Raw genomic sequence first — 14,871 nt, 5'->3', positions numbered from 1 at the left:
CCCTTCAAATGGACTTATTCGGGCAAAGCATTGAAGAAATAATCAATGGTAGGTTAACTCCCGCCTACGTCTACTAGTTCCTGAAGAAAGATTACGATAGAGGTGCCATCTGTAATCAGGTGGTGGATGGTAATCAGCAGAATATGTTGTTTTTCGGTGAGCTTCAGCAGTGTGGTTCGCACAAGTGGCCCCTGGACTATATCGAAGGATTCTTGAGCTTCCTGTTGGGATAGCTGTTGGACTGCTATTTGCTGTTCTGATTGAGAGAGCGATCGCAAATCCACTACTGACAATGGTATATTCATCGTTGGATGAACGATCTGAGTGGGTTGTTCTGCGTCAATCTCAAAAGTGGTTCGCAGAGCAGCATGACGGTGCACCAATTCATTCAGACTGCGTTCTAATGCTGGAATGTCTAGATCGCCTGTAAAGTGCAGGGTGTAGGGGAGATTGGCAAAGGGATTATTTGGGTCTAGTTTTACTTGCGAGTAAAATGACTCCTGAGCAAAAGACAAAGGCAAAGCAACAGCCGCTGTTCTCGCAGCTATCATAGGAATAATAGGAGCATCAGATTCACTTTTAAACAAGGTCAATTTGCTCTGCAATTCTTGAGCCAGATCGAGCAGGGTCATGTTTTCAAATAACACCTCGATTGACAACTCTAAAGCAAAGTCTTTTTTAATGCGGTTTATTAGTTGAACTAACATCAACGAATCCAACCCCAAAGTATAGAGTGGTTGTCCAACATCAAGCTGGGATGGAACCAATCCCAACACTTTAGCAATCTGTTGTGTCAAATATTCTTCAAGTTGTTGCTGCTGTTCTTCTGGGGATGTTGCCGTTTGTACTTGCATTAATGAAATATTCGATTCAAGGACAATAGCTTGAGGGACGGGTACGTCTAGATTGGTGATGGGGCTGCTCAAAGAAGATTCACTTTCATTTTGCTGGCGATCTTGAACTAAAGCAGCGATTAATTTTGGTAGGAGTTGCACTTCCTCTGGAGAAAATGATTCCGTTTCAGCAAGAGACTGAACAATCTTTTCTGCTGAATGTCCCCGATTTAGTAAGCTAGAAATCAAAGAACCTTGAGGTAGTGAAGATAGAGTGCTTGATTGAGACGATCGACTACTGTTGAACCAATAGCTTTGTCGATCAAAAGGATAAGTGGGTAGCCTCCGGCGTTCGCGCCGATAATCACGATCCAGTCCTGACCAATTAACAGGTACTCCTAGAACATAAAGTTGTGCCAAACTCGACAACAACTGCTGCCAGCTAGATTGCCCCGGACGCAAGCTGGGAAGCCAAGTCCCGGTTACTTCAGGTAGACAACGCATACCCATTGACAAAGAACTGGATTTTGGCCCAATTTCGACAAATACTGTAACTCCTTGCTCGTGCATAGTTTGTATTCCCGTTGCAAATCTCACGGGTTCGCGGATCAGACTTACCCAATAGTCTATTTTGGTCATGGCATCATCAGATAGCTGACCTGTAGAGCCAGAAATTATCGGAATTTGCGGCACAGAGGGTGTATAGTCTGATTTATACTGGGTAAAATCAATCTCCAGCGATTTCATCAGCGGGGAATGATAAGCATAGGATGTATCCCAGGGAAGAGTTTTGACTTTTTTTGCTTTGAGATCGGTCACAACTGCATCAACTACTTCTTGCTGACCGGAAATGACAATTTGCGATCCACCATAAAAGGCAATGGCAACCTTGTCACCATAAGGTTGAATTGCAGCCGCTACCCGCTGTTCATCCGCAAGCACGCCAACCATCGTCCCCTTTGAGTTTTCAGATTGAAGATGCTGCTGTCCAGAGATTACCATCTTGAATGCGTCTTCCAGACTGAACAAGCCAGCAGCATAGGCTGCTGCATACTCTCCTATGCTTGTTCCCATTACGAATGTGGGTGTAATTCCCCAAGCTTTCCACAATTCGCAAAGTGCTACTTGCAGCGCGAATGTTGCTATAAATAATTCTGAATCAGTATTGGTAGTATTTTCCGGAGTATTAGGAGAATAGAGAATATCGAGCAGAGACTTTCCCAGCAATGGCTGAGCGATCGCATTACAACGATCTACTACTTGGCGGAAAGTGGGTGCTTGTTCGTACAGTTGACGGTCTAGTCCTAGTGTGTGGTTGCTCAAGCCACTAAACAAAAATCCAATCTTGGGTATTTTCTTGGGCTTGACAACGCCACTCACCAACCCCGCCGACTGTCCAGACGATGCAAAGGCTTTCAGGCGTTCTGCAATTTGTGCTGTGGAGTTCCCTGTCACGGCCAACCGATAATTAAATGAGGTTCTGCCAGTATTGGCACTAAAACAAACATCGGCAATTGATACATCAGGATGATTAACTAGAAACTCGTGATAACGCGCTTGCAGCGATCGCAATGCTGTTTCAGTTTTGGCAGATAGAGTCAGCAGATGTAAAGGGCGATCGATCTCAGAAGAGTCCACCACCAAATCGGGTGCTGCTTCCATCACTACATGAGCGTTCGTGCCGCCAAAGCCAAACGCGCTTACACCCGCAATACAAGGGCGATCGTTTGGCCAAGCCTCCAAAGTTTGCTGTACTTGCAATGACAGTTTATCTAATGCCACATTCGGATTTGGCTGCTGAAAATGCAAATTCGGCGGAATCTTTCCATACTTGAGGGACAATGCCACTTTAATCAATCCGGCAATTCCACTGGCTGCCTCTAAGTGTCCGATATTGGTTTTTACAGAACCAACGCGACATTTATCTCCTGGAGGGCGATTCGCTCCTAGAACATTTGCCAGGGCTTTGAGTTCGATCGCATCTCCCAACAGAGTTCCAGTACCTTGTGCTTCAACATATTGAACTGAACTCGGCGAAATTCCAGCATTCTGATAAGCCTGCTGCAGTAGTGCCTGTTGTGCTTGCAGATTGGGAGCAGCCAGTCCATTACTGCGTCCATCTTGGTTGACTGCACTACCCCGGATGACTGCATAGATGGGGTCAGAGTCTGCCAATGCTTGAGACAGCAACTTTAAAACGACAACACCAACTCCCTCACCACGAACGAAGCCATCAGCTTGAGCATCGAATGTTTTGCAACGTCCTGTCGTTGAGATCGTCCCCGCATTGGTTAGGCTTGTTGTTACTTCAGGCAATAGCGTGATATTCACGCCTGCAGCTATTGCTAAACTAGATTCTTTCCTGTACAAGCTTTGACAGGCAAGATGAACCGCCACTAGAGAGGAGGAACAAGCCGTGTTAATTGACAAACTCGGGCCTGTAAAGTTAAGCACGTAGGAAATACGGTTAGCAACAACACTGCTGAGATTCCCAGAAACTGCATAGCCATTCGTCGTGCGTGCTTCTGCCATCATTTCGTAGTAATCAGAGCCAGCAATACCGACAAAAACTCCTGTTGCACTTCCTGAGAGTTTTTGAGGGATTAACCCAGCATCTTCAAGGGCTTCCCAGGTGACTTCCAGTAACAGCCGTTGTTGAGGATCGATGCTGACAGCTTCTTGAGGAGCCATATTAAAGAACTGCGGGTCAAATCGATCTATCTGCTCTAAAAAACCACCTTGTATAAATTGCGACTGCTGTGAAATAGGGTCGCGGAGCAAGCAGGAATGTAGGTCGTAGCGATTAGAGGCAATGGGGGCGATCGCATCAATCTTGTGGCAAAGCAGATGCCAGAAAGTTTCAGGATTGACTGCACTAGGAAAACGGCATCCGATACCAATAATTGCAATAGGTTCAATCTCCAAAGGATTAACTCCTCAACTTGCCTGATAACTGTATCTCAATTTTGGCAAGAAAATTAATAACATCTAATAATTCCCTAATTTTATAGCAATTGTTCTGAATCGCGGACTGTTAACTGTGACTTTTGAACCTTTACCGCGTTAGCTAGCAGAGCTAGTTTGCGACAATCGCCCGCAACCGCCACATTAAGAAATACCCCCGACGAATGCAGCAGTGCAGTATTTGCGGCAAACTTTCTGGTATCGGGTCGGGTATACACCAAGCATGAAGATAGAGGGACACGGGCAAGCAAAAATCCTAACGCAAGAGGAAATCGAACTGCTGTTCAGCGAAGGTTTGCAGAGCGATCGCGATCGCGCCCTTTTCGGAATTTGCCTCTACACCGCCTGTCGGATTGCCGAAGCGTGCAGCTTGAAAGTCATCGATGTTTTCACCCCGGCGGGCGTCGTCCGCTCCTCCATGATTATCCGTAAAGGCAACACCAAAGGCAAGCTCGTCACCCGCACTATCCCGATCATTCAAGAGTTGAGGCTGCTGTTAGAAACCTACAAACATCCCTCACACCCCTACCTGTTCCCCAGCCGCCACCTCAACCACCGCTGGAAACACGCGAACCCGGAAGCAGCCTCTCACCTGTTCCAAGAAGCCTGTTCACTTGTTGGCATCACCGGCGCTTCCACCCACAGCCTCAGAAGGTCTGCGCTCACTCAGATGAGCAACGCGGGTATCCCATTGCGGATCGTTCAAGAAATCAGCGGCCACCGCAACGCCAGAACAGTTGCAGCGCTACGAAAGAGGTGCCGGCCAGAACAAGTCACAGGAGCTATCGCTTCAGTTTCCATGCTTTCTAACACTGGAAAACGCTCGTTACTCCGTTGGCAGCAGTCTGCTAGTTTATGACGATCGCCCCCAACCGCCGCGATCGCTCCATCTCCGCCTACCAGTGCAGTAATGCAGCAAGTTTGACCGACTCCGCTGTCGGGTCAGATATACACCACACGGATCGCCCCAACGGTCACATGAAGTATAGGTGGGTCGTGAACTTAGTTTGCTTTCTCGATGGCTCGATAAAGAGTTTGTGATTGAGAAAATTGGCGTTAATTCGGATCGAACCGAGCGGTATTTGTGATATGACTGAAATACAAGAAGTCTGCAAGCTAACTCACGACGAGGCCGTAAAGCAATGAATGTTAACAGCGCCGCTCAACTTCTGCAAACAGGCTTTCGCACGGCACTAGGAGCAAGCAGCGCGATCGCGGAACTGCTCCACAACCCGCAAAAATTAGCAGACATCCTCGCAAAACCGCCGGGTTCGCCAGAGCAACTGCTCCTTGACCTTGCTGCCAGAGGCGAAAGCATAGAACAAGAAGCACATAAATTTGGCGAGACATTTTTATCGGGCGGCAGTAATCCTTCAAAACCCCCGCAATATATTGAACGAGCTAACGAGCAGTGTTTTCTGCAACCCTACGACATCAAAGGTACAAACCTCTATGGGTTTGTGTTAGAAAGTTCTTTGCATAAACTACAGAATTTGTGCGACAAATACCTCAATAATTTAACCAGCCCACAAATCGAGTACCGCCCGGCCACAAACTATATCATACTAACCTTTGGAACTATAGATTCCCTGGCTTCTAGAGACAAGCCCGACCGAGATCGCGGTTATATCGACGAGCAGGAAGTTGTGATTTGGATGTTGACTATGGTCGGGAAACAATGCGGCCCAGTCTTTAAAATAGACCGTTTTGCTTGGTTCGTCCCCTACATATTTGTCAGCAATTCACCGGCTTTAGTTTCAGGTCGCGAGGTATACGGCATACCGAAGGAAATTGGTGGCTTCAAAATTCCCCCAATTAACAATCACTTGCAAGAACCCTTCAGCTTGCACACTTATACGTGGAAAACTTTAACGGCCCAAACAGAAGCCCAATGGGAACAGCTAATCAGAGTATCGTCCAAAAATGTAGAGAGCAAAAACGAATTACCCAAAAAATGGGCTAGTTATTCCGAAGCAGTAACTAACATCACGCAGTTACTTTTCGCGAACGACGGTATCATTGAAATCCCAGGCTTGTGGCTGCCGCTAAATCTGTTAGAATACTTGCTCAATGCAGAAATTCCTGTAGTCATGCTCAAGCAGTTTCGCGATGAAAAAGACGGCAAACAAGCTTGCTATCAAGCTATCGTAGAAATTCCCATGAAAGTGTCAAAATTTCACGCAGGACAACTCCTAAGTTTTGATTCTTTGGGTTCTCAGTTCGAGGTGACAGTCTACGATTTTGCCAGCCACCCCATCGTCAAAGAACTGGGACTTTATAAAGGCAGCCTACAAACAGAACAATCAGCAAACATACAACCCAAGCTAGCTTTCTGGCTCAACTTTGATTTCACAGTCGAAAACGGTACTGCGGTTTGGAAAGCGCATTCTTAGGCTACCCTTTTTGTGAGTCAGCTTGTAAAAAAGCGGGCGATAACTTGCCATTATTGCATAACAGCACTGGCTCGCCACTTCCATTTTGAAAGATATACTTTTGAAAGTAGATAATCTACTGAACAAACACATGGCTTCAGCACCCAAACTCAAAAAAATTGCCATCTTGGGAGGGGGAGTAGCCTCCCTAACTACTGCTTTTGAACTCACCAGCCAGCCGGGATGGAATGCCCTCTACGATATTACCGTGTACCAGCAGGGCTGGCGTTTAGGTGGTAAGGGTGCATCAGGACGCAGTGTGGAGCCGAACCCCCCCTACCGCGAACCTACCTACCGCATTGAAGAACATGGATTGCACATTTTCTTTGGATTTTACGAGAATGCTTTTCGATTGATGAAGCAGTGCTACGAGGAATTAGGAGAAGACGGCCCATTTTCGAGCGTAGAAGATGCCTTCAAGCCTCACAATCTCGTAGTTCTCGAAGAATATATTAACGGTCGCTGGGTTCAGTGGCCGTTCAACTTTCCCGCGAATAAATTGCTTCCTTGGGAAGGAGGGGGCTATTTCTCGATGTGGGAGCATATCTGCTCTCTGCTCAAATTGATGCGCGATGGATTTGAAGGTTCAAGCTCTTTAAAATCTCAGCGTTCAGTTAACCGATTATCCAGCAATCAGCAAATCCCGAACTGGTTAGAACTTCTTGCCAAACAGATAGATATTGGCGGGGAAACTCTTAAACTCACCTCAGAAATCGCACCGCTTCACCTTCCCGACCAACTGGTGCAGTTACTTCTCAAAGAACCAGCCCGCTGGTGTCAGTGGTTGGAAAATGCTATGAAACTGATAGGAACTACCTTAGACACTATTGATTTAACATCAGAAGGAACATTTCTCGATCTGGCCTACAAGTTAGCAAAATCTATGCCGGACGATACCCGCACTCACCGCCCCGAACACCACAGAATCATTCTTAAACTTTTAGAGCGATTTATGCAGCGGTTGAGAAGCTCTATCGAGGCAGAACTCGAGCAAGATGACGATACATTTCGGATTATAGTTTTGTTAGATTTAGCATTTGCCAACATTCGGGGATTGTTTGTAGATGAAGTAATTTATTCTGGTTCTTTAGACTCTTTAGACGAATACGACTATAGAGAGTGGCTGCAAAAACACGGGGCCGGGGAAACCAGCATCAATTCAGCATTTATCCGCGTTTTGTACGACCTTGTTTATGCCTTTCCTGGGGGGAACGTTCATCAGCCCAGACTGGCAGCAGGAACAGCAATCCGCATCTTAACAACCGTAATTTTCCAGTACAGCGGGGCGATTATGTGGAAAATGCAAGCTGGTATGGGAGATACGGTTTTCGCCCCGCTTTATAAAGTGCTGAAACGTCGGGGTGTCAAGTTTGAGTTTTTCCACCGCGTGAAACAGTTGCACCTTGACGGCGCGCAGCAGTCGATCGCTAGCATTTCTTTGGGACGCCAGGTGAATCTCAAAGAACCAGCTCGGGAATACGAGCCGCTGATTAAAGTTAAGAGGCTCCTCTGCTGGCCGAGCCAACCCCGCTACGAGCAAATTGTAGAAGGTGAAGAACTCCAGCAACAGCAGGTAAATTTGGAGTCTTTTTGGACTCCCTGGCAAGATAATGAAACCCCAGTCACTCTCAATGTTGGAGAAGATTTTGACTTGGTAATTCTCGGCATTTCTCTAGGAGCTTTACCCTTTATCTGCGGCGATTTGATTAATGCTGAAAAAAATCCTGCCCATCAAAAATGGGCGTTGATGGTGAATCAAATCGAAACAGTTCCAACTCAAGGCGGACAGTTGTGGCTTAAATCTAATTTACAGCAGTTGGGGTGGAGGGGGGGCCCTCCTGTGGTCGGTTCTTATGTAGAACCCCTCGATACTTATGCCGATATGAGCGATTTGATCCAGCGCGAAAATTGGTCTTCCGAACATTATCCCTACAATCTTGCTTATTTTACAGGCGTAATAGCAGACTCAGGAATTCCTCCCAGCAGCGATCGCGGTTTCCCGAAAAGGGAACAGGAGAAAGTAGAAAAACAGGCTATCAACTTCCTTGAAAACCACATTGGCCACCTGTGGCCTAAAGCTACCACTCCAGAAAACCCTCAAGGGTTGAATTGGGATTTGCTTGTCGATCTAAAAAACCAGCAGGGACAGGAACGTTTCTACTCTCAATACTGGCGAGTCAACATCGATCCTTCAGAGCGTTACGTGCTTTCTGTTCCCGGAAGTACAAAATATCGGCTCAAAACCGATGAATCAGGCTTCGCTAACCTCTACTTGACGGGCGACTGGATCGACAACGGTTACAATTCCGGCTGTGTCGAAGCAACCGTTATGTCAGCTATGCAGGCTGCCCGTGCTATTTTAAAACAAATTTTTGAGATTGAGTATGCAAAACAAATTATCGGTGAGAGGGATGCTTGGTTCTGAAACCTGTGCCGGGGTGCAGCAGCAATGAATTTACAGCGCTCGAAGCGAAAAAAAAGCTAATACCAAAACGGAATAATATCTTTAATTCCCGAGCTATATTTCCGACAGAAAAGAGATTGCGACCGGCAGAACTCTGGTCAGAGGTACGTTGTTGCGCTTGTGCGCTCTTAAGAGGCCCCGCCCAACAACGTACCTCTCCAGACTCTGCAAGGGCGAGATCCTCCACAACTGTCCGCAGTATTGCCCAATCTCATAAATATTAAAACAGGGCTTACCTCGAACAGCAGAAGGCTCAACCTTTCGTAGGGGCAAGTCCCCTCGGGTTGCCCCCTGCCTGCGGTGATGTTGCGTAAATTCTGTTAAAGCCACTATAAACCAATACGCTTGGGTTAGTGTTAAAAAACAGATCGCGCTACGGTTGGGCACTCCTTGAACGAACCCTCCGTTTCACGGTTCCTGAGCGAAGCCGAAGGGCCGCCCAACATTTTCGCTATAATTTTCCACGGGCCCAAGCGTATTGCACTATAAACGAATTATTAATTACCAAAAAATATGCTAAAACTTCCGGGATACACAAATTTAAAAAAAATTAATGAAGGCGTGAAAACAGTTGTTTATCGGGGGCTGAAGCTTCAGAACCAACAGCCTGTTATTGTTAAGCTACTAAGTTCTAAGTATCCACATCCTATTGATGTTGCTAATTTAAAGTATCAATATGAAATCGCGAAAAACTTGAACATCCCAGGAGTTGTTAAGTGCTTGGGGCTGGAAAGATACCAGAACAGCTTCGCCTTAATTATGGAAGATTTTGGCGCTCAATCTTTGAATTACATCCTTGCTTCTCTCAAGAACGATTTTATCGGCTTTCTCCGAATAGCAATTCAGTTAGCCGAAACTTTAGGGCAACTCCACAAACAGCAGATCGTTCATAAAGATATTAAGCCGCCCAATATTATTGTCCGTACTGCAACTTGGGTGGTTAAAATCATAGATTTTAGCATTTCTTCTCGCCTGGGCAGAGAAAACCAAACAATTAACAATCCTAATTGTCTGGAAGGCACGCTAGCCTATATATCCCCAGAGCAAACTGGCCGGATGAATCGGTCGATCGACTACCGTACCGACTTTTACTCCTTGGGTGCAACTTTTTATGAAATGCTGACAGGTTCCCTGCCTTTTGCAGCCACAGACCCAATGGAATTGATTCACTGCCATTTAGCAAAGCAACCAGTTCCGCCGATTCAGTTAAATCCAGAAATTCCCCAAGCAATTTCTGACATCACGCTCAAATTATTAGCCAAAACCGCAGAAGAGCGGTATCAAACTGCTGAGGGATTAAAAGCCGATCTAGAAAATTGCCTAACTCAGCTACAGGAATTCGGTACAATTTCGCCATTTATTGTAGGGTCTAAAGATTTATCCGGTCAACTGCTGATCCCGCAGAAGCTCTACGGCAGGGAAAAAGAGGTAGCTGTATTAATGGAAGCGTTTGAACGAACCAGCCTCGGCACAGCCGAAATGATGCTGGTCAGCGGTTATTCGGGAATTGGTAAATCTTGCTTGGTGAATGAAGTTCACAAACCTGTTGCAGCCAAGCGGGGGTATTTTATTGCTGGTAAATTTGACCAGTTTAAGCGCAATATTCCTTACGCTTCGCTGATTCAAGCTTTCCAGTCACTCTTGCGACAGCTATTAACAGAAGATTCTGAAAAAATAGCTGTTTGGAAAGAGAAGATTTTAACGGCACTGAGTCAAAATGGTTCTCTAATTATTAATGTTATTCCCGAACTTGAACTGATTGTCGGTCATCAGCCAGAAGTACCGCAACTGAGTTCCTATGAATCCCAAAACCGCTTCAATCGCGTTTTTGGTCAGTTCTTCAAAGTCTTTTGTCAACCCGAACACCCCCTCGTTCTTTTCCTAGACGACTTGCAGTGGGCTGATTCAGCATCCCTCAAATTAATCCAACTGCTGATGAGCGATCGCGACAGCCAATACCTGTTAACGATTGGAGCTTATCGGGATAACGAAGTCAATCCAGCTCATCCCTTGATTCAGACATTAGAAAAGATTCGAGAAAGTGGGGCTGCCATCCATAATATTGCTGTTAAACCTTTACAGCTAAACCATGTCAGGCAGCTAATTGCAGAGGCGCTCAACGAATCTCCCGAAGTTAGCCGTATAAAATCTTTCTCAGAACTGCTTTTCAATAAAACCCAAGGCAATCCCTTCTTCTTGACTCAACTGCTGAAAGTGCTGGATTCCGAACGACTGCTAACTTACGACACTTGTATCGGTATTTGGCAGTGGGATATCGAACTTATTCAAACCATCGGCATTGCGGATTGCAATATCGTTGAACTGATAGCAAAGAATATTCTAAAGCTACCAGCATCAACGCAAAAAGTCTTAAAATTGGCGGCTTGCATCGGCAGCACTTTTAATTTAAGCGTTTTGGCAATTGTGAATGAAGAGTCAGAATCAGTTACTGCTTCTAGTCTGTGGCCGGCACTTCAGTCAGGTTTAATTTTGCCTCTAAGTGGAAACTACAAAATCCCGCTAGTTTTTCAACAGGATGAACTAGGCGAACTTATTCTCAGCGATTCCAGGGTAGACTATAAGTTTTTGCACGATCGCGTGCAGCAAGCCGCTTATTCTTTGATTCCCGAATCCGAACGAAAATTGACTCACCTGAGCATTGGCAAACTTTTACTGCAAAATACCAGCCCTGAAGACAGAAAAGAAAATATTTTTGCTCTGGTCAATCAACTTAATTTTAGCACTGACTTAATAGTTGGGCAAGTAGAAAAAGATGAACTAGCTTTCCTCAATCTAATTGCCGGTCAGAAAGCCAAAGCAGCGACAGCTTACGAAGCTGCTGCCAGGTATCTAAATATTGGTTTGGAACTCCTTGCTGTTAATAGCTGGCAAAGTCAGTATGAATTGACTCTTAACCTCTATGTAGAAGCTGTAGAAACCGAATTTTTAAACACCAATTTCAAGCACTCTGAACTACTAGCTGACGCTGTTTTACAAGAGGCAAAAACCCTACTCGATAAGGTGAAAGTATACGAGCTAAAAATTCAATCTTTTGTCGCTCAGAACCAGCTCGTTAAAGCTATTGATACGGGTTGGGAAGTATTGTCCGTGCTCGGGGTTTCTCCCAAATTGCTAGAAGCCGGAAATGCCTCAGTAAAATTGCCTGCGCTGGCAGATTTGGAAAATGTTCCCGAAATGAACGCTCCTGATAAACTGGCGGCGATGCGGCTGCTGGTGACTATCTCAGCTCCCGCTTCTATTGCCAAGCCTGAGATGGTTTTGCCCATCGTATTGACTCAAATTAATCTCTGCATTGAAAACGGTCATTCAGCGCTAGCAGCTTACGCTTACAGCATTTATGGCTTGCTCCTGTGTGCAGCACTTGGAGATTTAGAGGCAGGATATTATTCCGGTCAGATAGCTTTGAAGCTGTTAGAGCAATTTAATGCTAAAGAACTCACAGCTAAAGTGTACACTCTGTTTAACGTTACTATCAGACATTGGAAAGAACACGCTAGGGAAACAATAGATGCTTTGCAATTCGGGGTGCAAAGCGGTCTGGATACTGGAGATGTAGAATATGCTGGCTATTGTGCGTTGAACTCTTGCGCTCATATATTTTTAATTGGCAACTACCTAGAATCTGTAGAGTCGCGCCAAGCTCATTATCTCGATTTACTGCTGAAACTCAAACAAGAATTCGGGGTCTACTACATTAAAATATGGAGGCAGCTTGTTTTGAATCTCTCCCGACCGACTGCTGATAAATGCTGTTTGATTGGCGAGAGTTTTGATGAAGTAGAAATGCTGCCGATCTTAGAAACAGCAAACAATCAGATATCCCTTTTTGCTGCCTATCTTGCTAAAGCAATTCTATCTTACTTGTTTAAAGAGTTTGCTGCTGCCATCGAAAATGCTTCAATCGCTGAAAAATATAAAGCAGCAGCACCCGGACACATGACGGTTGCTGTCCACAACTTCTACTATTCGCTAGCTCTTCTGGCTCAGTATCCCGATTTACGAGCTCGGGCTGAATCTGGAAAGGAGAGCGAACAACAAGAAGCTCTGGCTGTTGTGGAGTTGAATCAAGCAAAAATGAAGGGCTGGGCTTACCATGCTCCGGCTAATTATCAGCATAAATACGATCTGGTTGAGGCAGAAATAGCGCGGGTGAAAGGGCAAAATTGGGAAGCGATGGAGTATTACGATCTCGCCATCGCGGGAGCTAAAAAACACGGGTACGTTCAGGAGGAAGCTTTAGCTTGCGAACTGGCGGCTGAATTTTATTTAAGGGCCTCCAGAGAGGAGATCGGTCAGACTTACATGGCATCAGCATACTACGGCTACGCTCGGTGGGGAGCAAAGACTAAGATTGCAGATTTGGAGTCAAGATATCCTCCGCTTCTTTCTCTGATATCTGCTGCTAAGAACGCCAGCTTTGAGAGAACTATTTCTACAAAAACTACAACATCTATAAATACTACAGTAGGTAATTCTTTCTTAGACTTAGCAACAGTAATGAAGGCTTCGCAAATTTTAGCTAGCGAAGTTGTTTTGAGTAAATTGCTAGAAAAATTGCTAAAAATTCTGATGGAGAACGCTGGCGCCCAAAGCGGTTTTTTAATTTTAGCAAAAAATGGCGACTTGTTAATAGAAGCCTCTGGTTCTGTTGAACGAGATCGGATAATAGTACAGCAGTCGCTTCCCATCGCTTTCAGTCAGGATTTGCCATTGTCTCTAATAAATTATGCAGTCCGAACGAAAAGAGATGTTGTTTTAGATGATGCCGGGAAGGATGAACTATTCAAAAATGATACTTACATTGTCAAAAACAATACTAAGTCTGTTTTATGTATGCCTATTATCAATCAAGGTACTTTAATTGCTGTGCTTTATTTAGAAAATAATCTGGCAGCGGGTGTTTTCACAGCAGAAAGGCAGGAAGTTTTAAAACTTCTTTCTACTCAAGCTGCGATTTCTTTAGAAAATGCTTTTCTATATAAAAACTTGTCGGCAGCCAATGAAAAATTGCAGGAGTACAGCCAGACTTTAGAGGCAAAAGTGCAAGATAGAACGCGGGAAGTTACAGAAAAAAACGCGCTCTTGCAGCAGGAAATTAGCGAGCGAATCTCTACTGAATCGGCTTTGAGGCAGTCAGAAATGCAGTTAAAAGAACAAGCTGTTCAGCTAGAAAATGCTCTGCTCGAATTGCAGCAGACTCAGGCTCAAATGATTCAAACTGAAAAAATGTCAAGTTTGGGACAGCTAGTTGCAGGAATTGCTCATGAAATTAACAATCCGATTAATTTCATTTACGGCAATCTTACTCACGCAACTGAATACATGCAATCTTTGCTGCAAATAATCGATATTTACCAGCAGACCTACCCGAATCTCACTCCTGAATTGGCAGCAATAACAGAGGAAATTGAACTTGATTTCCTCAAACAAGACTTGCTGCAAATTCTGAAGTCGATGAATGTTGGAGCCGAGCGCATCCGCAATATTGTGATAGGTTTGCGGAATTTTTCGCGCCTTGCAGAGAGCGAGATGAAACGGGTTGACATTCACGAAGGGATTGAGAGCACGCTGCTGATTTTGCAGCACCGCCTGACGAGAGCGGTAAAGCTGGGGGATGGAGATGATAGCGGCGAACAGGTCGGCATTGCGAGCAGAGAAATTCAGGTTGTTAAAGAATACGGGAACCTGCCTTTAGTCGAGTGTTTTGCTGGAGAACTCAATCAGGTGTTTGTGAATATTCTAGGCAATGCGATCGATGCGCTGGTACAGTTGGACAACCAACAGTGCCCAACGCCTGCGATTCGGATTCGCACAGAGGTAAAAGGCACTAGCGCGATCGTCTCAATTGCAGACAACGGAGTTGGAATGAGTGAATCAGTCCGCGTTCGGGTATTCGATCCCTTTTTTACAACTAAGCCTGTAGGTTCGGGCACCGGTCTGGGCTTGTCTGTTTCGCACTCAATTATCGTACAAAAACACGGCGGGAAGCTAACCTGCTTTTCTGCACCGAGGCGGGGCGCTGAATTTGTTTTGGAGATTCCGCTATCGCAGGGTATATATCGCTCTTCCATCACTCTAAGCAGAAGAAAATAAGAAATATTCGGATTCAGTGCTCTCTGGGATAGCACCTCGCATTCGATTCATCAAGGAAATTAGT

At 45.3% G+C, this 14,871-nt stretch carries 6 protein-coding genes; 5 read left to right on the top strand and 1 reads right to left on the bottom strand.

Going from position 1 to position 14,871, the window contains the following annotated elements; genetic code table 11:
* Positions 1 to 53: 53 nt before the first annotated feature.
* Entirely contained in the window at positions 54 to 3,758 is a 3,705-nt protein-coding gene (locus QUA80_RS31440) for a beta-ketoacyl synthase N-terminal-like domain-containing protein (protein WP_333428852.1), read from the bottom strand.
* Between the two features lie 262 nt (positions 3,759 to 4,020).
* Here QUA80_RS31440 and QUA80_RS31435 point away from each other — a divergent pair, with 262 nt between their 5' ends.
* The 5 genes from QUA80_RS31435 (at position 4,021) to QUA80_RS31415 (ending at position 14,807) form a co-directional block, all read left to right on the top strand.
* Positions 4,021 to 4,656 carry a tyrosine-type recombinase/integrase gene (locus tag QUA80_RS31435; RefSeq protein ID WP_333428851.1) on the top strand — a complete coding sequence of 212 codons (636 nt, stop codon included), beginning with the start codon at positions 4,021 to 4,023 and terminating at the stop codon, positions 4,654 to 4,656.
* Positions 4,653 to 4,838 (top strand): hypothetical protein, encoded by a 186-nt coding sequence (locus QUA80_RS31430; RefSeq protein ID WP_333428850.1) that lies wholly within the window; start codon positions 4,653 to 4,655, stop codon positions 4,836 to 4,838. The genes QUA80_RS31435 and QUA80_RS31430 overlap by 4 nt, the downstream gene beginning before the upstream one ends.
* 101 nt (positions 4,839 to 4,939) lie before the next feature.
* A complete protein-coding gene (locus tag QUA80_RS31425; protein WP_333428849.1) occupies positions 4,940 to 6,190 on the top strand; it encodes a hypothetical protein in 1,251 nt (416 codons plus the stop codon).
* Positions 6,191 to 6,320: 130 nt separating this feature from the next.
* A complete protein-coding gene (locus QUA80_RS31420; protein ID WP_333428848.1) occupies positions 6,321 to 8,654 on the top strand; it encodes an NAD(P)-binding protein in 2,334 nt (777 codons plus the stop codon).
* A 552-nt stretch (positions 8,655 to 9,206) separates the two neighbouring features.
* Positions 9,207 to 14,807 carry an AAA family ATPase gene (locus QUA80_RS31415; RefSeq protein WP_333428847.1) on the top strand — a complete coding sequence of 1,867 codons (5,601 nt, stop codon included), beginning with the start codon at positions 9,207 to 9,209 and terminating at the stop codon, positions 14,805 to 14,807.
* The last annotated feature ends 64 nt before the right edge of the window (positions 14,808 to 14,871 follow it).

This window comes from Microcoleus sp. F4-D5, assembly GCF_036704885.1.
Classification (GTDB): Bacteria; Cyanobacteriota; Cyanobacteriia; order Cyanobacteriales; family Microcoleaceae; genus Microcoleus.
This window is presented reverse-complemented; position numbering and strand designations above follow the sequence as displayed.

Excerpts from the sequence above, each read along its gene's own strand:
- QUA80_RS31420 (WP_333428848.1), top strand. The coding sequence starts at position 6,321 with ATGGCTTCAGCACCCAAACTCAAAAAAATTGCCATCTTGGGAGGGGGA.
- QUA80_RS31415 (WP_333428847.1), top strand. The coding sequence starts at position 9,207 with ATGCTAAAACTTCCGGGATACACAAATTTAAAAAAAATTAATGAAGGC.
- QUA80_RS31430 (WP_333428850.1), top strand. The coding sequence starts at position 4,653 with ATGACGATCGCCCCCAACCGCCGCGATCGCTCCATCTCCGCCTACCAG.
- QUA80_RS31435 (WP_333428851.1), top strand. The coding sequence starts at position 4,021 with ATGAAGATAGAGGGACACGGGCAAGCAAAAATCCTAACGCAAGAGGAA.
- QUA80_RS31425 (WP_333428849.1), top strand. The coding sequence starts at position 4,940 with ATGAATGTTAACAGCGCCGCTCAACTTCTGCAAACAGGCTTTCGCACG.